This is a genomic window from Halorubrum luteum (assembly GCF_054652935.1).
In genome coordinates this window covers 2,926,467-2,946,572 of sequence record NZ_BAAIGT010000002.1, presented here as the reverse complement: position 1 = coordinate 2,946,572, position 20,106 = coordinate 2,926,467, and the positions used below count along the sequence as shown (strand labels likewise).

The following is a 20,106-nucleotide window of genomic DNA, read 5'->3' as shown; positions in this document are numbered from 1 at the left end:
ACGCCGTCTACGGGGTCTCGACTCAAAAAAGGGTACAGAAGCTATCACCGTCCGGGACGCCAGCGCATACCGTCTACAGAAACAATACGCGAGCATTACACTGTGTGAAAAACGAACGACTGGAATCCGTCGCCGACTGTGTCGGAGCGCTCAGCGCCACATAGAATCAGCTAGTCTAACCGCCTCGAAGCTGCTGAAAACTGGAGACGCGCCAAGTGAATCAGTACCGACGATATGCGTCACAAACGCGTACGTCCGTTCTCCGCCGATCGATCAGCCACTGGGTGCGAATTCGATGCCATCCCTTTCATCGAAAAACGTCTCGAAGAGCTTTCGTTGTCCGGCCCGCAAATGTTGGAGATACGTCGACTGGCTAACGTCCATATTCTCCGCAAGCTCCGTCCCGCTCAATCTGCGTGGCCATTCGAAATATCCACCAAAGTGTGCGAGCTGGAGCGCCTCGAACTGTCGGTCGGTGGTACGCTCCTCGACGGTGGCGCGGAACTGCCCTCGAGTTTCCGGTGTCCGATCGCATTCCTGTCGACTCACGAGTTCGGTGCCAGGATGTCGACCGGTAACTGCCTCAACGACGGTCCGGACGTCGGCGCTCTCAGCAAGCGTAGCCTGTATCACCCCTCCATTGTTATCTACGACGAACGACCGGACGGAACTCCCGTACGTCGCAAGCGTCCGTACGATAGATGGTCCGGTTACTGAGAGACGTATCAACGACTCCGTGCCATCGCGGAGCGACTGGAACGAGTCGAGTTCGGGGATGCGCTCGATCGCCGGGCCGATGTTGTCGACGGTCGTTTCACGGACCGTTACATACATGGTGAGATCCTCTTCGACGGTCGTGGCTGAGACGCGCTCAAGTTCGACTTCACAGTTGAGATCCGCAGCGAGCGCCACCAGCGGATCGTCAGCCGCCAGATCAAACTCGAGCATCGTGACTCTGTCGGCCAGCAAAGACCGTTGACTCTCGATGGCGGTCATTGCATACGCGATCGTCTCCCCTAGTTCATCGAGGACACTGACATCGATCGCCTCCATCGTATCGTCGTTGTTCGCATGGATCACGAGAACACCATATTGGGCATCCCGGTAGCAGAGGGGCACTGCGAACGTGGCGTCGGCGTCGATCCGTCCATGGCACGGGCAGGGATCGTCCTCGGACGCGACGGTGTCCGCCCGTGCGACATGCGTCTCGTCAGTTTCGAGGGCCTGCGCGACGATCGTGGCGTGGTCGGCTTCGTTGATCGAGTCGACCACGCCGTTAAGTCTGTCCTCCTCGATACCGATGGCGCTGCCGGCGCGGAAGGTGTCCGTTGCTACGTTGCGGGTCGCAAACCAAGCGGAATCGTACGGTTCGGCGTTCGCGAACTGCTCACAGGCGACCTGTTCGACCTCCGATTTCGAGCTCGTCTTGAGGAGCTCACGATTGACGTCTCTGATCACCTCGTTCGTTGTATTTAAAACGGCTAATCGAGCGTTCTGGTCTTTGATCCGCATCTCACGTTCTTTCCGGTCCGTCACGTCCGCTTCGACCGCTACGAACCGCTCGATATCGTCGTCCGCATCCGTGACCGGAGCGATCGTCACATCGGTCCAGCACAGTTCACCGTCTCGGCGTCGGTTTACGATCTCCCCGTCCCAGATGTCGCCCGCGGTGATCGTCTTCCAGAGGTCCTCGTAGAGCGCCTCGTCGTGAGTCTCGGAGCTCCACAGTGCCGGCGTTTTGCCGACGACCTCCGATGGCGTGTACCCGGTTACGCCTTCGGTCGCCGGATTCGCGTACTCGATCGTTCCGTCAGGGTCGGTGAGCAGAATCGCGTGTCCGGCCTGTTCGACCGCCTCCTTGAAGCTTCGGAGCTGCTCGTTGGTAGCCGCAAGTTCCGATTTGATGCGTTCCTCCTCTTTGACGTACTGTGATAGGTAGTACACGGTCGCGACGGCGAAGACGCTCACGATCAGGCCGGGGAGCTCGGAGAGTCCGGCGCTGCCGGTGGTTTGAAGCGTCCAGATCTGCCGTGACGTCATGAGAGCCAGCGTCGCGGTTAGAAACGCGAAGCGACGGTCACCGATCTGGTATAAGAGAAGAATCGAGAACGCGGTTCCCGCGATCCGAAGAACGATCGATGCGAACAGAATGATGCTCATCCACTCTCCCCCTGCCGCGGTGTCGGCCGGCGGCGCACGGCTAGGCTCATACGTGTGAGTCACGACCGAAAGGGGATATACCCCCGGACTCGGAAGCCACGGGACGAGATCTCGTGTAAGGCTCCCCCTAGTTCGCTCGCTCTCTCCGACATCGCGTGATGAGCTGGTGCGCGCGCTCCGCGGCGACCCGACTCACCGGACCACGATCCTGCCTGTTGGTGGATCCAAACAGTATGGGTATCGGCCACTTGTGGGAACATCCTGCTCTGCGGTACCCCCAACAGTATTGGTAGTACTCTCAGGGGCCCGTAGAGCCTCTGTATAACCATGGAACGACAACCAACTGCGATCGAAACGACGCGGACGCCTCGGAGACGTTCGGTGGAGGATACCCATGGATAGCACCCGGGGATCGATGCCGAGTGTCCCCGACGCGGGTGACGATACGGCGATGACGGACCCAGAACGTATCGAGCGGTTCGACGCGATGATCGATGTTGAGAAGGCGGACCCGCGCGAGGAGCTCTCAAAAACGTCTTACCGAACGGATCTCGGAGTCAAGATGGCCGAAGACGCGCGCCGGGTTAGTCGTGGCGAGATGTCAAGCGACGAGTTCTGGGAGAGCTACGATGCCATCGCAGCCGCCGAGTTCGGTGACGCGTATCGTAACACTCCGAATCCGGCCGTCGATGCCGAGTGTGGAACGATCGACGACGAGACGGCGGAGTCGTTGAGCTGCTCGGTTGACTCGCTCGCGAGCGTCGCCGAGGAGCTCGATGAAGCGGATACGGCGGAGGCTGGCGATGACGACCGGCGATGGGGGATGGTGATCGACCTCGAGAAATGTGTCGGGTGCGACTCCTGTACCGTCGCATGTAAAGCCGAGAACCGAACGCCACCGGGTGTTTCGTACAACATGGTTATGAAGCGTGAGGAGGGGACGTACCCGAACGTCACGCGAACCAACCTTCCCCGTCCGTGTATGCAATGCGAGAACCCGCCCTGCGTCCAAGTGTGCCCGGTCAGCGCGACGTACAAGATGGAGAACGGTGTCGTAAACATGGACTACGACCGGTGTATCGGCTGTCGATACTGTATGGTCGCGTGCCCGTACGACGCACGCTACTTCGACTTTGGCGAGAACTACGACGAGGAAGTCGGTGAGGGCGGCACGGTCACGAGCCCCGAGCACGGAATGGATAGGGGTCCACGGGAAGACGGTGAATCACCGATCGGCAACGTCCGGAAGTGCAACTTCTGTCATCATCGACTCGAGCGGGGGGAGGAACCAGCGTGCGTCGAGACCTGTATCGGGGATGCACGATACATGGGAGATCTCGACGATCCCGAAAGCGAGGTAAGCGAAATGGCGTCGTCTCGCCGCGCATTCCAGCTCAGAGAAAAGGAAGGAACCGAGCCGAACGTCTACCACCTCCGATAACTATGGCAACAAAAACACAGCGAACGTCGGCATCGGAACGGGGACAGGAGCTTCGGTTAGCGTGGTACGCCCTCCTTATCGGACTATTGGCGCTCGGTGTCTATGGCGGATACCTTCGCTTCACCCAGGGCCTTGCGTCGACGAACCTGACGAGCACCGTTCCGTGGGGCGCGTGGGTGGCGTTTTACATCTACTTCGTGGGACTCTCGGCCGGTGCGTTTCTCGTGAGCACGCTCGCGAACGTGTTCGAGGTGGATGGCATGCACGCGATCGAGCGTGAGGCGTTGTTCGTCGCCGTCGTGTCAATGCTCGTGGCGTTAACGTTCGTTTGGATCGACCTCGGACGGATGGATCGTCTGTGGCACCCGTTCGTGTGGCGTCAGTCGTTCTCCGTGCTCTCTTGGGAGGTCCACGCGTACGTCCTATACATCGCCGTGCTCGCCGGGGAAGTGTACTTCTCCATGCGTGAGGATCTCGTGGCAGTGAGCGAGGCCAATGACGGCCTGAAAGGGTGGATCGCTGGACTTCTGACGCTCGGCCGCACGGCTACTGACGAGGAGACCGTCGCGGCCGACAGAGTCTGGGTCAAACGACTTGGATTCGTCGGGATACCGCTCGCTATCGTGTTCGTTCACGGTGGCACCGGAAACCTGTTCGCGGTCGCCGCCGCGAGAGATTATTGGTTCAGTGCGCTGTTCCCGGTGATATTCATTACCTCGGCGGTCGTCAGTGGCATGGCGCTCATCGTGCTGCTGTACGTTGTTCGGTCGTGGCTCTCACATCGAGATCTTGATGTATCTCTCCTGGAGAGATTGGCCGCGCTGTTTGCGGGGTTCATCGTGCTCGACGCCTCACTCAAGATACTTGAGGCGTTCGTCGGGTTGTACAGTCTTCATCCGGGCGAGATATCCGCATGGATGACGATCATGACCGGCGAGATGTGGTGGTCGTTCTGGATCGTTATGGTTGGGATGGGATGGGTGCTGCCGCTGGCTCTGCTCTCTCGCCGAGAATGGCGTCAGCGACCGGCGTTCGTCGGCATCGCCGGGTTGAGTGGCGTGCTCGGAGTTGTCGGAACGCGGTTCAACATCGTCGTTCCGGCACAGATCGAGCCCTCGCTGTACGGCCTCGCGACAGGCGCGTACGTCCCGTCGGCTCCCGAATGGGCGTTATCGATCGGCATCATCGCGTTCGGTGCACTCCTGTACACCGTTGGTGCCGAACTCCTACCACTGGTCCCACAAGGTGATCACAATGAGTAATACACAGAAGACGACGAAAACGACCGAAGAATCGGATGACAGTAGCATCGAGCGTCGCGATTTCGTGAAAGCCGTTGGCGGACTCGGGGCGCTGTCGTTCTCGGGCGGGCTCTCAGGGAGTCTCCTCGATATCGACAGTTGGTTCGAGGGTGACGGCAACGGTATCGGCACGGAGTACGGCGAGTACGAAGGGTCTGACATCATACACACCACCTGCGGACAGTGTAACACGTTCTGTCCGATCAAACTCCGTCTCTCGGATGCGAGTGGCACCGGTGAGTACAGCTCCTTAGTCCGGAAGCTCGCGGGGAACCCGTACTCGTTCCTCACCACCCAGCCGTATGCGCAGGTCCCCTACGACAGCGATCCCGAAGCCGTCGCGATGGGCGATCTCGAAGGCACCGGAGAAGTCGAGACAAGTCGGTGGGCTTTGTCGGGAGGACGAATCTGTCTGAAGGGTCAGGCCGGCATCCAGACCGCGTTCGACACCTACCGGCTTCGCAAGCCGATGAAACGCGTTGGCCCCCGCGGGAACGACGAGTGGAAGACGATCTCGTGGGAGCAAGCGATCGAGGAGATCGTCGAAGGAGACGACGAACTCGGACACGACGGACTTCGCGAACTGTGGGGATACGCGCCGGAGGCCGACGTGATGAACGACTGGGAAGCCGTCGAGAACGGTGAGTTGAGCAAAGACGAGTTCGATGAACGCTACGAGGACATCCTCATCGACACCGATCATCCGGATCTCGGTCCGAAATCAAACCAGATAGTCGATGTCGGTGGGTTTCGGCGAAACTTCATACGGAATCGGCTGTGGCACCAAGGCCTCGGATCGATCAACAGCATCCATCACGCGGGGGTCTGTGGTCTCTCCGGTGTGCTTGGGTTCAACCGCTCGCACGCGGGTGAAAAAAAGCGGCAGTATCCGGATATCGAGAACTGTGAGTATCTCCTCGTGTGGGGGACGAACCCGATGGTCGCAAACAAGGGGCCGACGTGGCTCGCCCCAAAGCTGACGACCGCGATGCGCGACGGGATGAAAATGGATGTCGTTGATCCGCGGCTCTCGAAAACGGCAGAGAAAGCCGACAACTGGATCCCGGTCAAGCCCGGAGCGGACGGCGCTCTCGCGCTCGGAATGGCCCGATGGATAATCGAACACGAGCGATACGACGAAGCGTATCTCCGAAACCCGGGCACTGACGCGGCCGCCGAGGACGACGAACCGACGTGGAGCGATGCGACGCATTTAGTGATCGTCGACGAGGACGACCGCCCGAAGGCTCGCGCCGGTGACCTCGGTCTCGCGGCCGACGACAACGAGGACGCGTTCGTTGCGATAGACGCCACGACCGGCGACCCGGCGCCTGCCGACGAGATCGATGAGGGCGTGCTCGACGTTGACATCACGATCGACGGGCGGCGAGTCGTCAGCGTATGGTCGCTGTATCGCGAGCGCGTCTTCGAGTACTCGCTTGGGGAGTATGCCGAGATGGCCGGCGTCGATGTCGAGACGATCGACGAGATGGCCGACGAGTTCACCAGCCATGGTAAGCGCGCGGCGATCATGGCATACCGCGGCCCGGGAAAACACACGAACGGCTTCTACAGTACGCGTGCTATCTCGACGCTGCAACACCTGATCGGGAACTTCGACTGGAAAGGCGGACAGATAACCCCCTACGCCGGCTACCAGACGATGAGCGGCCGGTACGAACTTGGGCAGGTTCCTGATGGACACGAACCATGGGGGATCCCGATCCTGCGTGGCGGCATCAACTACGAGGATACGTCGCTGTTTGAGCGCGATAACGGGTATCCCGCGAAGCGGCCGTGGTTCCCCGTTGCGCCGCCGATGGCAACCCAAGAGCTGTACGCCAGCGCGGAGGATGCGTATCCGTACAGCGTGGAGGCGCTTTTCATCCGTCCGTATTCGAACAACCACATCATGGCCGCCGCTGGCGGCGACACGATCCCCGACCAGCTGAAAGACGAGGACGCGTTCGGACTGATCGTCTCCTCGGACACTGTTCTCGGCGAGATGAGCCGCTATGCCGATTACGTGCTTCCCGAGCCAACGTATCTGGAGCGGTGGGAGAACTTCGGTACGTATCCGAACAAGCGGCTCGCCGACGAGAAGATCAGCCAGCCCGCGATCAAGGTCGTACCGGACGCGAGACCCTTCGAGGAAGTCCTGATCGATCTCTGGAAGGAACTGGACCTGCCAGGGGTCGGTGAGGACGCGATCATTGACCGAAACGGGAAGGCATGGCCGCTTGATACCGCAGAGGACTTCTACGTCAAACTCGCCACGAACATCGCGTACGACCGCGACCCAGTACCCGACGCGAGCGACGATGAGCTCAAACTGTTCGAACAGTCCCACGAGAAAGGGCTCGGAGACCACTTCGATATAGAGACGTGGCGGGCAGCAGTCACTGATGACGAGTGGCGCAAGGCCGTCACCGTGCTCAACCGTGGCGGCCGGTTCGAAGAGCCGATGGACGGGTATGATGAGGCGTTCGCCGAGCGCGGTCACCAGTACGACTACGCCGGCCGTCATCCCGACACGAACGCGTACGACGGCGACCACATGCGGTACAAACTGGAGTCCCGGGTGAACTTCTACGACGAGGTTGCAGCGAACGGGAAACACGCATACACCGCCGAACGATTCGACCCGTTACCTCGCGTCGAGGACGTCGTCCATTACAACGGCGACGTCCAGATCCCGGTCACGAGCGATGAGGAGCCGGACCGCCCGCTTCAGCTGACGAACTGGAAGCCGAGAACACAGGGGATGCACCGAACGATGAACGCCCCTTGGCTTCGCGAGGCGAAGTCGGAGAACGCAGTGTGGATCAACCCAGCGGACGCTGCCACTCGGGGCGTTGAGAACGGTGACACGATCCGAGTCGACGCCGGACGGCGGACAGTCGAGGCAACAGCACGCGTCACGGGTGGGATCCGCCCCGGAGTGGTCGGAACCGCCTGGGGGTTCGGGCGGGATGCCAACGGCGCCACCGATACGACCATCGATGACCGGACACGCACCGGTGCAACGGAGGGATACGGGCACGCCGACCACGAGTTCGACACCCCGGGTGAGGGGACGGCCGGCTACGCGAAGGGTCGAGACGCTGGATTCGCGGTCAATCACATCCAACCGATCGACAACGAACTTGGGGATGCTGGGCTGAGCGATCCGGTCGGTGGGAGTAACGCACAGTACGCTGCTTTCGTCGAAATTGAACCGGTGAGGGAGTGACGATGCCCGATTCCGCAACGATGGCCGCCGCCCGTGCGGACCTCTACGAGCTACTTGCGACGATACTTGACGGCGACATGAAGACGCTCGCGACAGCGCTCCGAAACGGGTCGCTTGCATCGGTCGGTGAGACCATGCCGATCGGACGAGCACGCGACGCGCTTGACCGAGATAAGATACCACCGGAAACGTTGTCTCGTAGCTACGACAACTACTTTGTCATCCCTGGAGAACGATACGTTCCGCCGATCGCGTCGGCTCACCGTGGCGCCCCGTCCGAGTCGTTCGAGTCGGACTCTCCGTTTCACGACGAGGGGAGCGCAGGTGAACTGCTCGGCGACCCCGCGGTCACGATGTCGTTGCTGTACGAGCAGGTCGGCTTTCAACCGAGCTGTGGTGACTTCCCCGATCACGTTGCCGCGCAGATAGAGTTTCTCGCGGCGATGTCACGAGTCGAAGCCCGACGGATTGAGACCGGAGACGCGGATATCGTCGACCGGGTTCAAGCGATCGAGGCACGGACGCTTTCACAGCTCGGCTGGCTCGACACGGTTCACGATAAGATGGCTACAGTCGACGAGTCCGACGAGGTTCTCACCGCCATGGTGGCGCTCGCCCGGGGGACCGCTGCACAGCATTCCGAGGACCTTGCCGTCGACGAGGAACTGACGCGGGAAGACGGCCGATCGGCGGCGGTTCCAACCGGCGCCCGGCCGACATCGAACGGGGCCGATCGATAGCCGGCTCACGGTGAGTGCTCGGAGCGCGTCGTGGGCGATCGGAAAGCGATCCTTTTCGTTCGTGAGCTGAGAAACACGATATCGAAGACGCTCCGTGTCTCGTCGATGACGCCGACGATCTGATCGGTTGGCTCCGACACGAAAATGACAGCTGCCGTGTGAAACGAGTTTGTCCTATTATTTGATATTTATTCATAAATATAAAATAGTAAATATGTCATATTTAGTTGTTTTAGTCGCGTCGATCCACCGAGCGCGGAAACCTGGTAACACTCCCACGCTGGGGATGTAATCGTGTGTAAGGTTTAGCAGCCGCCGTCCACTCGCCGGACAAAAGCGGGCGTACGCGACACCGTCGTTTCGTCGATCCGAACTGTTGCAGTCCGTTGGTTTCCGAATTTTTAAACAATTCTCGGAGCAGAAATAAACGATTAAATCCGATGGGGAAAACAACCCGCGGTAGCAGGGGAACTCGGCGTGACGGACGGACCCACATTACGGATCGGCGACGGATCGAGCGATCGTGACGGCTCAGTTCCGGCTCCGGTACCGCCGGACGACCCCGAGGCGTGGTACGCACCCGGAACGCGCGCGCAGTACGCGCCGTCGCCGGGCGTCGTGGCCACCATCCGCGAGTACGACGAGGGTCGGTTCGCGTACCACGTCCGCGAGCCGAAGCGTTCGACCGCGGACGAACGCGCGCTCCGGACCATACGAGAGTATTTCTCGATGGTTCCCCATCGGCGACCGCTGACCCGGGCCGGCGTCGTCGAGCGCGCCGAATCCGGGTTCGAGCCGAAGTACGAGCGTGCGCTCGAGCGCCTGCTCGACGTCACCCCCGCGGCCCGCAGGCGGATCAACTACCACGCGTTGAGCGAACTCAGACTGCTCGACGAGCTCACCCCCATCGCGCTCGACGACCGGATATCGGTCGCGGACGTCAGTGATGACGAGCAGCTGGTCGTTCACACGGAGTCGTTCGCGCCGCTCGAAACCGGGATCGACGCCGACGCCGAGTACGTCGAACGAGTCGCTGGCGAACGAATGGCCAGTTACACGGTCGAATTCGCGGGGTTCGACATCGACGTCGTCGCGTACCGCGAACGACTGCTCGGCTCCGACCAGTTCACGACGAAATATGCCGTCATAGAGCCCGAGTTGTTGCCGGGCGATGAGGAGCTGATCCGCGAGGCGAAAGAGCGGATCTGGGAGAGCACGGTCGACGACGTCGTTGTCGACCAGCAGGCGTTCGTCGATGATCTCGCACGGCGGTTTCTCTCGCGGCGGCTCACGGCTCGAAACACCCGCGCGCTGCTGGACGCGACCCGCGTCCGGTTGCGCTCAGTGCTCTCGGAGTACGGCCTCGCCACCCCACCGGTCGACTCGCGGTACGCACGCGACCGACTCGACGACCTCGTCTACTACGTCCTCCGTGACCTCGTCGGCGAGGGGATCCTGACGATCCCCCTTCGTGATCCGCGACTGGAGGATATCGAAGCGAACCGCGTGGGTGAACGGGTGAAAGTCGTTCCCCGTGCGTCGATCCGCGACGGCGAGGACGACACCACGACGGCCGGCGGATCGAGTAGCGGCGAGGTCGGTGGGTTCGACGTCGTCGATGAGCGCATACCGACCAATCTCGCGTTCGACGACGAGACATCGTTCATCAACGTCGTGACGCAGCTGGCCGCACACGACGGCACCGAGCTGAACGCCTCGACGCCATCGGCGAAAGTGAATCTGGATCTCGACGGCGTCTCCGAGACGATCCGGTGTGCGGTCGCCTTGCCGGTCATCTCCGAGGGAGGCCCACACGTCTCCGTCCGAAAGCAGGCCTCGGATACGATGACGCCGGTCGACCTGGTCGAGCGAGACGCGCTGTCGACGGAGCTGGTAACGCTGCTGTGGCTGTTGTACGAACACCACGGCGTCGTGCTGTTCTCCGGCCCGACCGGCGTCGGCAAGACGACGCTGATGAACGCCCACATCTAGTTACTACTAGTAGATTGGTTCCTTCGCGTCTCTGTTGGGTCGCGTTAAGTTAAGCAGAATTCACTGACAGCGAGTTGATCGAGCTGATTGGTGAGACACCGTTTATTACTCAAAATCATCGGATAAGGAATACTTCCGTGGAGACTATCGAAAACTGGCCGTTCAGCGGATCCGTTGTGAACGAGACCTCGTCTTTGACTTACTCCGAACCGCCAGACAGCGACCGAACTCGCCACTAAGTTAACACGACCCGCTACGCTTGCCACAAGAGCCTCCCGGTAAACGATCCTCGGACATGTTTGACCTGTTCAACCGACTTCGTTTCAACAAGTTCTGCATCCGCGAGATCGTTCACGTGTCGGATAACTGTACTCTTGGAGTGCTCAGACTGAGCGGCGAGTGTCGATAGTGTCTGCCACTCGCCTCCCTGCATAACCAAGTCGAGCGTTCCAAGTGCTCGCTGTGGCAGTTGCGTCGTGAGTCGTGGGAGCGTCCACTCCCGCACCTCGCTGTCAAGGTCGCTGTAGAACAGTGTCTGGTCGATGTCATCCGCACGGACGATCGCACTAATCGTCAGCGGCAACAGCAGATCCCGCGCACCGCCGCCAAGCGAGACTAACAGTTCTTCTGTATCGGCTACTCGGTCAAAGATGGCACAACACTCTCCGACTGTCGCCTCGAATGACGCGACCGAGACGTGCTGGATTTCGATTCTGACTCCCGGTGCAATATTCTGCAGGAGTTGCTCGACATCTGCGATCGCTTGTTGAGCCCGTTCCGATCCAGTGTCGGTGTCTGGACGGAGCAAGAACATCTGATCGTCGGCATCAAGCCCGCTGCTCAGTGCTGGTTGGGTGACCCGCCGCGTATCATACCCTATCGGCGAAATGTAGGTCCGCATAGCGATCACTCACCAGTTGCAGACAAATAGCCGTCGGTGCGGAAAGCTGCATCATGACGGTGGATTGTTCATCTCAGCTCACGAGTACTATTATATGCCAACCACGCAATAACTGTGCTATGGCGACTTCCGATGGGGTCGGGTTGGAGTCCGAACCCAAACTCCGACAGGTAACTGCGACTCTCTCTCCCAATGAGAGATTTCCCGTGCCGGTGTCCGATGGCTACTCCGTCTACTCAGCACTATTAGCTGTTCTCTCGGCTGTCGATGAGGATATCGGCGATGCGGTTCACGACTCCCCGCTCGGCAGCCTTCACTGTAGTGGGTTGCAGGGGACCTTCGCCAGTAGTGACCGCTCACATCACAAAACGTTGCTTCCGAAAGAGACCTACGAACTCTCGTTGGGAATCGTACACCCTGACGATCAGGCGGTGTTTCAGGCACTGGTTAATTCGCTTGTGTTGGAGGGTGAGACGGTAGAACTAAGCCATGGCGAGTTACGGGTCACTGAATTTGAGAGTTCGAACGCGACCCACCGGGAACTGCTAGATCAAGCGAGCGGTTTCAACAACCCTACCGTCGAGATTATCTTCGAGACGGCGACATGCATCGAGGAAGCCGGGGGCGTAACGACGATGTTCCCGCACAGGTGGGCCGTTTTCAACTCGTTGCTTGGGAAGTGGAATCGCTCTTGTCCGGAAAATCTTGAGCTGGAGTTAGACCGTGAAACGGTAATATCACGTCTTATCGAGAAGCCTGACACTCGCAGTTACGATACCCACTCCGTGCTGGTGAACAGAGTTAAAAATGAAAAAGATGAGACACGGAACCTGTTCCGTCAAGGATTTTCTGGCACATGCGTGTATGAGTTCAAGGACGCGAGCGAGTCAGTAATGAACGCGGTGACGGCTCTCGCACTGCTCGCCGAGTACTCCGGCGTCGGGAGTGCTGTATCGAGAGGGTGTGGGGATGTTTCTGTGGAGGTGACCGATCAATGAATCCAGATGCTGCTCGTGAGGCCCACGAAACGATTGTCAGCAGTACAAATCTCTATGCAAACATCATCGATGCGGCTGGAGAGTACGATGCGAAAATCGATTCCAGTGCGAATTGCTCACTGGCTGCGCATATACTTAATGCAGTCACGGTCGGCGTGAACGCATTCGTGTACGAAGCCGTGGGCGAAGACGAAGATCTCTATCAAGACTACGGTACAGACGTGAAAGTTCTCGCCGCCGCGTTAGCGCTCCACGACACGAACAAATTCGTACGCGAGGCCTACGGCATTGAGGTTAACGGGAACACTAGCGAGGCGTTCGACTGGTATTTCGATCCGGAACCGGCCGCCGACGGAACTCAACGAGACGGCGATCCGTTCGGGATTGAAGAGTTCCTCGGCGACGGCTACCGAGACGATTTACAGTATCTTGTCCGACGAACCGAATTAGGTGAAGACAGCACCGAGTTACGTGGCCTTGACACGCAGTTTAGAGGTCTAGAACGCTACTGCCGAATCGGTGATAGCACCGCCTCTGTCGCGCTCAAACAAGGTGCCGAGGGCGTCCACGAGCAGCTCGGCACACTGATTGGCAGCGACGATGTGCACCGAATCGAGTTCACCCAGCTTGAACAGCCGATTCTAAACGATACGCTCCTCGGAACGGCAAAAGAAGTCATCACAGGCGAAACAGGGGATCATACCTATGGCGTCGTCATCGGTAGCTCCCCAGATTCAATCGTCTATCTCGGCGAGCCGATTGATCAAGAGGCGTTGAAAAAGGAAGTTGCAGAGCGGGCTCCGGAACGTATCAGCACGGATTTCCAGTTCGAATGTAAACTCAACTGGAACGCGTTCGATTACGACATCCTCGCCGAGGTCAATATTCCGACGGAGGAGAAAGAACAAAAGATTACTGACGCGTTCAGGGAACTCCTCAGTCGAGGCTCTGCCGGTGTTGAGGGGTTTGAGTACATTCCACCTCAATTCAACCAGTATTTTCCCGTTCTCGCTAAGGCAATCTATATTGACGGCCAATCAGAGTTTTTAGATTCGGACGTACAGGACGCCTATGATCGAATAAAAGAAAAACAAGGCGTCCAGAAAATCAAACTCCACTTCATCGCCTACCTCGTGGAAAACTACGGGTCCCACAGCGATTTCCTTGAGGAGTTCGCTGACAATGTTCGACCCGAACTCCACGCCGATTTAGAACCCGAAACCGACGCCATCGGAACCGTTGTTGAACGGTTCTTCGACGGTCGAATCTCGCCGGAACTTGGTTCAAAAGATGAGATGTGTTTCCTTTGTGGCGGGCAGACGGACACCAAATACCAGAAGGGACTGAGCGGAATTTATCGTACACAAGAATACTCACGCCGGGTACCGCCGCACGCGAAATATAAATCGATCTGCGAGGTGTGCAACCTCGAATACGCGCTCTTGTCGCACGTCTGTGAAGAGCATGACGTAAGTACTAACAACAGTCTCGAAATCGCCTACTTTTATTTCGATGATTTCCTCGGCGACGTACGAGTTCGAAGCAACCGTGTCGGCAACATCGTCCAAGGCGATGGTGACGAACTGGATGATCCGGAGGTGACTAGCAATCTGATCAAGCCACAGTACTTCATCCAGCCGATGTACGTGCTTGACGAAAATCACCGCATGGCGGTAGTTCGGCAGGTGATGGAAGCCGCCCAAGAATCAGGGATGAAGGTGGTCATCGGACGGCCGTTCACGCGCTTCGAGAGCGCGGACGCGGTCTTCGCTGACGAGGAAACCACCCGACCACAAGAACTCCTCGGGCTGGACGAAGCTGAACGGTTTGGGCCGCTGCCGTCGTTTATTCAAGACGACCGTACGGACTCACACCTTCGGCGTGCACTCCAGCTGTTTAAAATAATGAGCATGGTTGGGCAGGATGCCAACATGAGCAATCCGTACCTTCAGCTTGACCGTGATACGTTCCACAGCATTGCGGATTTCGCAGTCGTCAACCACGACCGCGCAGTCGCCCTCACTGACCTCGAACAGTACTTCGAAACGTACCACGAGGAGACACTCATGGACATGAAAACAGTCGCCGAACGGGGAATCGACCTCTTCGGCAAACAGTTCGACAGCAAGTATAAGAAGACAAAAATATTTCGTGAGGCACTCGATGCGTTCCTCAGCGGGATGAACCAGCAGATGGAAGACGACCGACTCACCGAATACGTCGAGAGTCAGGTCTATGCTGCTGCTGATCGGGAGGACTATGCGGGACACGCTACGACCGAAGAAGCCGAAGCGTTCGTTGCGGCGATCCGCGAGTACCTCGTCGAGAACGACCTGTACGACCTCAAGAAGCTCTCCGACTGGGAGAATGCACTAGTCAACTCGTATTATTACGCATACCAAAAATCGCTCTGATCAAAATGACACTCCAATACCCAGACACTGGACTCGAAGAATCGTTCGACATCTACCGCAAACGCAAACCGTCGGTTACACTCGTTGTTAGGCGAAACGTAACCGAGCCAACACTGTTCCGGAACTCCAGCCACGACCGCGCCGAAACACAGGAGTTCGGCGACAAACTCCACGCACAGGTCAACGGCGAGAAGTTCACCAGCAAGGAGCGCTTGACCGGGCTCTCACTACTCAGGGAGCTTGATGACGACTTCGTTGATGACGACTACGCCTATAACGAACCCACCGATCTCGACGGTTCACTGAACGTCGGTACGCTGACCTACGGACTGGCCGGTACCGGTGATCAAGACTTCGCCATCAAGTCCCGGGTCGTAGAGGGGTACACGTACACGACCGACGAGTACGATCTAATGAACAAAGAAACTCGGAATGCCGTCTACGAGTCGGGGACGATGCGAGACGACGAAGGGAATCAGTCCGAAGCCCTATTCGACTTCGTGAAAGTACAGCCCGGTAACGACCTCGTTCATTTCATCACGCTTGAAGCGGCGACCGGGCCAATGTTGCTCTACACGCTTCACAACATCCTCAATACCGGCAAGTACGGTGCCCGCGAAACCCGCACCGGACGGAACATCCGCAACGAAATCCTCGGTGTCGTACTCGGGAACCACGATACATCGCTCTCGACCGGCGAACTACTGCTTGAGTACCACGACGAGGACAACGATCTCGAATCGAGCATCGGTGAGTACATTTCGGCCGTGCAGCGGACAGATTGGGAAGTCTACGGCGAATTCGACGGTGCCGATCCGTTCCCTGAATGGTTTGAACGGCTGGAAGCAGTCGCCAGCCGGGAAGCAAGCGATGCCGACGAGGTACTCCGCGAAGAGTTTGCCAACCTAATGGACGCCGCCACCGAGGTATTCATCGACGATGAATGAACAGACCTTCGAGGCAACGTTGTACGCGCCGCTCTTCTACTCCAGTTCGGAAGGGCGAGCGATACGAACACAACCGACGCTGTCATCGACGGCCCTGATGCATGCACTCGGTTACCGCTATTTCGAACTGGAGAAACAGTACGCGGAGTTCGGTGATAAGGCGACGACAGCCGACTACTCGCATCTCACCGACCTCCCGTTTTTCGTTACCGATATGCGGCCGATAGCTGTCGAGACCGACGAACGAACGTTTCGGAGTACGGATTATCGGTCGGAACGCCACTTCACTACCAACGACAAAGAGCTTGCAAATCAGGTGTCGGGCAGCAAGTCCGTCCCCGAAATCCTCGAAAAGTCGGGGGCTGCATACCAGACGATCCGCAATTATCTCGGGATCTCGCCCGGCTCGACATTCGAGTTTACGGTCTGGAGTCAAACAGGCCTTCCGGAACGACCGTTCTTTCGTATGGGGATCAAGCAGACGGGAGAGTTCCGCGCGAAGCCAGCTGAACTTGATACTCTCATAATCAACAAGTACCTACTATCGGAAGTGTACGATCTCTCCGATGAATTGCTCACCGAGGTCGTCGAACACAGTCAGGAATTCAAGCGCGGCAATGATCCCCGACTGCAACACTTCGTCGGTGTCGATCCACCGTTCGTCCGTGACCGAGTGTTGCCGAAAGTACTCGCATGACTAAGTTTGAGGTTGCCGGTGCCAGTCTTGCGACTCAGCCGCCGGAACCGGCACTCGAAGACCGGGGATTCGACTACGCCCGGTCGTTCCAAAACCGTGTAATCGAGTGGATTCACGACGGCACTGAGCCCGTGTCGGTCGTACGAGCCCCTACAGGAGCGGGCAAGACCGCGACGTTCTACGAACTCATTGAGTCGCGCGATATGACGCTGCTCGTTTATCCAACAAATGCTCTTCTCCGACAACAACGGGAACGATTTGAGGACGACGACGTTGCTGTCGCTGTTCTCAACGCGAATACGTTAGACGGCCACGGCCACGAACGGACAGAACAACTGCTCAGCTTCGTCAACAAGTACGCAGCCGATTATGATGCGGTACTCACCAATCCAGATATCCTACAGGCAGCGATTCAGGATATGTACGTCGGGAGTGATCCGATGCGGTTTTTCAACAAGTTCGATGCGATTGTTTACGACGAATTTCATTTCTACGAAGCCCTGTCAGCAAGCGGACTTCTGTTGCAGACCAAGATCATTGCGGAACGTCAACCCGATCCGAAAATTCTCCTCGCATCTGCGACACCAAATGAGGAGTTCGTTCAATTTCTCCACGACAAGATCGGTCTGACGATCCGAAATATAAATGCAGACTACGACTCGGATGGCGATCGCTTCCGCCACCGAATGGTCGTCACTCGCCACGAAGACCGGAAAATGATCGACTGTCGAGAGGAAATCGCCGGCGATCTCCAAGAGAAAATCAACGCTATCGACGGCTACGATGAGCCACAGGTCGTCCTCGTATTCAACAGCGCGAAGGATAGCAACGATTTCCACGACTTCCTGTACCGGGAGTATCCGGATGTTTTCAAACACGCTGCTAAAGACAATGGCTTCGATACGAACGACGAAACAGTCAATCTTGACGAAACTGACTTTTACATCCTCAACACGACAAGCAAGGGTGAGGTCGGCCTCGACTACGACGTAACGACGCTGTACATGGAGAAACCGTTTACAGCGAGTGCGTTCCTCCAGCGGTTCGGTCGCGCCGGTCGTCAGTCCGAAGCAGCCGTCGATATCTACGGACTCGGGCAAGGTCCATGGGGAGATGATGTTGATTTCCCGACCTTCGCCGAACAGATCTACGAGGGGCTAGACTCGACACAGATGGATCAAGAACGGCTCTCGGACCTCGTTGGTTTCCGAGCAGCTTACGCGCTTGTCGAGCGGGAAGAGGGCTCAGGCTGGTTTAATCAAGAGTTACGTACAGACTTTGAGACAAATATCGACAAGTTCGATCAGTGGTACGGATTCATTAGGAAAGTTATAGAAGAACATGACGAGATCAAAGACGGATTTGAGCCCGGTAAGTATCAACAAGGGAGTCCAGAAGCGAAACTGCTGAAATTCACTAAAGAGTGTTTCAAAACGTTCCGCGGGCTACGTGGACAGTCGCTACCCGCCTCGATCAAATACCCCCGAGGTGATCAGCTCGGCGTTACGACCTACGACCTCTCGACGACGCTTCGTAACTACGATATCATCGACATTGAGGACGATGATGTCTTCGTTTTGGGGCCCTCGGACGACAATATTCTCTCGACAGTGACTGCACGCCTTCCGGCGTACGAAACGGAGCCAACCAAGTATGATCAATCGACAAAGAAAATCGAGGAATTACTTCAGAGGAAGATACATCGACGAATCAATCAGGTTGAATTAGACGACGAGTTCGAGGTATCGACGGAGCTACTGCACCGTTTCTTCCGGGTCATCCGAATTGTCAATGCAATCATCCCATCCCGAATCACGACTTCCGAGTACGACATCGAGATTGATGACGATACCAGCGGCCCACCCGAAGTCGATGTCCAACCACGATAAATATGACTAATGATCTGATCAATGTCGCGGATCTCAACCAGTTTTCATACTGTCAGCGGCGATACTGGTATTTACATTTCTACGACACGCAAGGACGGAATTACGAACGAATCGATGGGAAGAGCAAGCACAAAAACAAATCGACACGCGGAGATTGGGTCAACGAACTTTATCTCGAATCAGAGGAACTCGGTCTAAAAGGTAAAATCGACATCCTCGATTCAAGTGGTGAGGAGATAATTCCGATTGAGCGGAAGCGTGCTGAGAGTGGTGACTACTACAAAAGTGACAAGATGCAGTTGGCCGGGTACTGTATGTTGCTCGAAGAGCATATTGGTGAACCCGTCCGGCAGGGTGCGATCTACCTCTACGAAACGGATCAACGAATGCACGTCCCGATAACCGAATCACACCGCGAGGCAGTTCGAGAACGGATCGAGATAATGCGATCCGGCTCTGTTGAAATCCTCAGCAAGTGATATATTTTGATCCGATCGCGGTCAATACAGGGCGCGAATATGGCACTGGTCAAGCGTCAATTCACAGGCGGAGCGACTCGCTCAGTACATGCCGTCGGAAATTCACTCCGAGAACCTGTGGAGAAACTAATTTTTCGCCGGCTAGAGGACTCCCAACCCGACAGCTAATTATCACAATTCTCAATTAGATAGTCATACTTTTGCCATTTGGATAATACAAACCGGTCATGGACGTTTCAGATTATCTGGAAGATGATAAAAAAGAACCCACCGATAATTACACCCTCACCGGACGTTCAGTGGGGTTATTAGGTGGTATATTAGGATGCGGCGCATTGCTCGCACCCAATATGAGACTTGAAGCTACTATTTCAGCATCAGGTATTGCATCACACACTGAATCTACGAATTTTACTCTTGGTGAAGTGATCGGTCTGATGGCTTATAGTGACCCAATGAATGGGGCGATATTGGCGATATTAGCGGTTGGTGGGGCCGTCTTGGCGGCTGCAGGGTCAATGACGATCGCGTCATTAACAGCGGTAGGGGGTGCCATGATGAGTGCTGGCTCCGTTTTCATGGCTTACCAAATTCTGAATATAGGGGATGTGGGATTTAGCTACTCGATCCTTGACCTCAGTATTGGAGGAGAACCAGCCTATGGTATGATACTGCTTGGAGTTGCAGGGATCTTTTCGTTAATCAGCATCAGGTTGTGAAGATTGGAATTAACATCCCCAACCTCTGTGATTTCACCGATGGTTCAGCTCGGACCGTACTGCATTCACGCGTTGTATCATTGCAAGGCTAGTTAAACACCTCTCTAATCTGGTGATTTCTCGACGGTCAATATGCACCTTTCAGTGACCAGCTGTTTCAGACGAGGATATGTCTGAAAAATAGGATTTCAACAGA

General features: G+C 57.1%; 13 protein-coding genes and 2 pseudogenes. 13 read left to right on the top strand and 2 right to left on the bottom strand.

All coding sequences use genetic code 11. The features are described 5' to 3' along the window. Nucleotides 1–273 precede the first annotated feature (273 nt). Nucleotides 274–2,160 carry a bacterio-opsin activator domain-containing protein gene (locus ACYQ0R_RS14595; protein WP_459825189.1) on the bottom strand — a complete coding sequence of 629 codons (1,887 nt, stop codon included), beginning with the start codon at nucleotides 2,158–2,160 and terminating at the stop codon, nucleotides 274–276. Between the two features lie 394 nt (nucleotides 2,161–2,554). Here ACYQ0R_RS14595 and ACYQ0R_RS14590 point away from each other — a divergent pair, with 394 nt between their 5' ends. The 6 genes and pseudogenes from ACYQ0R_RS14590 to ACYQ0R_RS14565 form a co-directional block, all read left to right on the top strand. Beyond that, on the top strand, nucleotides 2,555–3,601 hold the full coding sequence (locus ACYQ0R_RS14590) for a 4Fe-4S dicluster domain-containing protein (RefSeq protein ID WP_459825186.1): 1,047 nt from the start codon (nucleotides 2,555–2,557) through the stop codon (nucleotides 3,599–3,601). 2 nt (nucleotides 3,602–3,603) lie between these two features. Then, the gene (nrfD, locus tag ACYQ0R_RS14585; protein ID WP_459825184.1) at nucleotides 3,604–4,863 is read left to right on the top strand and encodes an NrfD/PsrC family molybdoenzyme membrane anchor subunit; all 1,260 of its coding nucleotides are present in this window, start codon (nucleotides 3,604–3,606) and stop codon (nucleotides 4,861–4,863) included. After that, the gene (locus ACYQ0R_RS14580; RefSeq protein WP_459825181.1) at nucleotides 4,856–8,134 is read left to right on the top strand and encodes a molybdopterin-dependent oxidoreductase; all 3,279 of its coding nucleotides are present in this window, start codon (nucleotides 4,856–4,858) and stop codon (nucleotides 8,132–8,134) included. The genes nrfD and ACYQ0R_RS14580 overlap by 8 nt, the downstream gene beginning before the upstream one ends. 2 nt (nucleotides 8,135–8,136) lie before the next feature. Beyond that, the gene (locus ACYQ0R_RS14575) at nucleotides 8,137–8,874 is read left to right on the top strand and encodes a molecular chaperone TorD family protein (protein ID WP_459825179.1); all 738 of its coding nucleotides are present in this window, start codon (nucleotides 8,137–8,139) and stop codon (nucleotides 8,872–8,874) included. A 68-nt stretch (nucleotides 8,875–8,942) separates the two neighbouring features. After that, nucleotides 8,943–9,036, top strand: a pseudogene (locus ACYQ0R_RS14570) (IS6 family transposase); the annotation flags it as partial. 315 nt (nucleotides 9,037–9,351) lie between these two features. Further along, nucleotides 9,352–10,860: pseudogene (locus ACYQ0R_RS14565) on the top strand (ATPase, T2SS/T4P/T4SS family); the annotation flags it as partial. A 259-nt stretch (nucleotides 10,861–11,119) separates the two neighbouring features. Here ACYQ0R_RS14565 and csa3 read toward each other — a convergent pair. Continuing rightward, nucleotides 11,120–11,767, bottom strand: coding sequence for a CRISPR-associated CARF protein Csa3 (csa3, locus tag ACYQ0R_RS14560; protein ID WP_459825177.1), 648 nt, complete (start codon nucleotides 11,765–11,767; stop codon nucleotides 11,120–11,122). Nucleotides 11,768–11,886: 119 nt separating this feature from the next. On the opposite strand from csa3, the gene cas6 reads away from it, so the two are divergent. The 7 genes from cas6 (at nucleotide 11,887) to ACYQ0R_RS14525 (ending at nucleotide 19,910) form a co-directional block, all read left to right on the top strand. Beyond that, complete coding sequence (cas6, locus tag ACYQ0R_RS14555) at nucleotides 11,887–12,765, top strand: CRISPR system precrRNA processing endoribonuclease RAMP protein Cas6 (RefSeq protein ID WP_459825175.1); 879 nt, start codon at nucleotides 11,887–11,889, stop codon at nucleotides 12,763–12,765. Beyond that, complete coding sequence (locus ACYQ0R_RS14550) at nucleotides 12,762–15,179, top strand: hypothetical protein (protein ID WP_459825172.1); 2,418 nt, start codon at nucleotides 12,762–12,764, stop codon at nucleotides 15,177–15,179. The genes cas6 and ACYQ0R_RS14550 overlap by 4 nt, the downstream gene beginning before the upstream one ends. Nucleotides 15,180–15,184: 5 nt before the next feature. Continuing rightward, nucleotides 15,185–16,126 carry a type I-D CRISPR-associated protein Cas7/Csc2 gene (gene cas7d, locus ACYQ0R_RS14545; RefSeq protein WP_459825170.1) on the top strand — a complete coding sequence of 314 codons (942 nt, stop codon included), beginning with the start codon at nucleotides 15,185–15,187 and terminating at the stop codon, nucleotides 16,124–16,126. Further along, a complete protein-coding gene (locus ACYQ0R_RS14540; RefSeq protein ID WP_488193305.1) occupies nucleotides 16,119–16,823 on the top strand; it encodes a hypothetical protein in 705 nt (234 codons plus the stop codon). Before cas7d ends, ACYQ0R_RS14540 begins: the two co-directional genes overlap by 8 nt. Beyond that, a complete protein-coding gene (gene cas3 / locus ACYQ0R_RS14535; RefSeq protein WP_459825165.1) occupies nucleotides 16,820–18,712 on the top strand; it encodes a type I-D CRISPR-associated helicase Cas3' in 1,893 nt (630 codons plus the stop codon). Before ACYQ0R_RS14540 ends, cas3 begins: the two co-directional genes overlap by 4 nt. 2 nt (nucleotides 18,713–18,714) lie before the next feature. Next, complete coding sequence (gene cas4, locus ACYQ0R_RS14530) at nucleotides 18,715–19,191, top strand: CRISPR-associated protein Cas4 (protein ID WP_459825162.1); 477 nt, start codon at nucleotides 18,715–18,717, stop codon at nucleotides 19,189–19,191. Nucleotides 19,192–19,418: 227 nt separating this feature from the next. Next, nucleotides 19,419–19,910 (top strand): hypothetical protein, encoded by a 492-nt coding sequence (locus ACYQ0R_RS14525; RefSeq protein WP_459825158.1) that lies wholly within the window; start codon nucleotides 19,419–19,421, stop codon nucleotides 19,908–19,910. Nucleotides 19,911–20,106: the final 196 nt, after the last annotated feature.

Coding starts and splice junctions, on each gene's coding strand:
- ACYQ0R_RS14595 (WP_459825189.1), bottom strand. CDS start 2,160: ATGAGCATCATTCTGTTCGCATCGATCGTTCTTCGGATCGCGGGAACC.
- ACYQ0R_RS14590 (WP_459825186.1), top strand. CDS start 2,555: ATGGATAGCACCCGGGGATCGATGCCGAGTGTCCCCGACGCGGGTGAC.
- nrfD (WP_459825184.1), top strand. CDS start 3,604: ATGGCAACAAAAACACAGCGAACGTCGGCATCGGAACGGGGACAGGAG.
- ACYQ0R_RS14580 (WP_459825181.1), top strand. CDS start 4,856: ATGAGTAATACACAGAAGACGACGAAAACGACCGAAGAATCGGATGAC.
- ACYQ0R_RS14575 (WP_459825179.1), top strand. CDS start 8,137: ATGCCCGATTCCGCAACGATGGCCGCCGCCCGTGCGGACCTCTACGAG.
- csa3 (WP_459825177.1), bottom strand. CDS start 11,767: ATGCGGACCTACATTTCGCCGATAGGGTATGATACGCGGCGGGTCACC.
- cas6 (WP_459825175.1), top strand. CDS start 11,887: ATGGCGACTTCCGATGGGGTCGGGTTGGAGTCCGAACCCAAACTCCGA.
- ACYQ0R_RS14550 (WP_459825172.1), top strand. CDS start 12,762: ATGAATCCAGATGCTGCTCGTGAGGCCCACGAAACGATTGTCAGCAGT.
- cas7d (WP_459825170.1), top strand. CDS start 15,185: ATGACACTCCAATACCCAGACACTGGACTCGAAGAATCGTTCGACATC.
- ACYQ0R_RS14540 (WP_488193305.1), top strand. CDS start 16,119: ATGAATGAACAGACCTTCGAGGCAACGTTGTACGCGCCGCTCTTCTAC.
- cas3 (WP_459825165.1), top strand. CDS start 16,820: ATGACTAAGTTTGAGGTTGCCGGTGCCAGTCTTGCGACTCAGCCGCCG.
- cas4 (WP_459825162.1), top strand. CDS start 18,715: ATGACTAATGATCTGATCAATGTCGCGGATCTCAACCAGTTTTCATAC.
- ACYQ0R_RS14525 (WP_459825158.1), top strand. CDS start 19,419: ATGGACGTTTCAGATTATCTGGAAGATGATAAAAAAGAACCCACCGAT.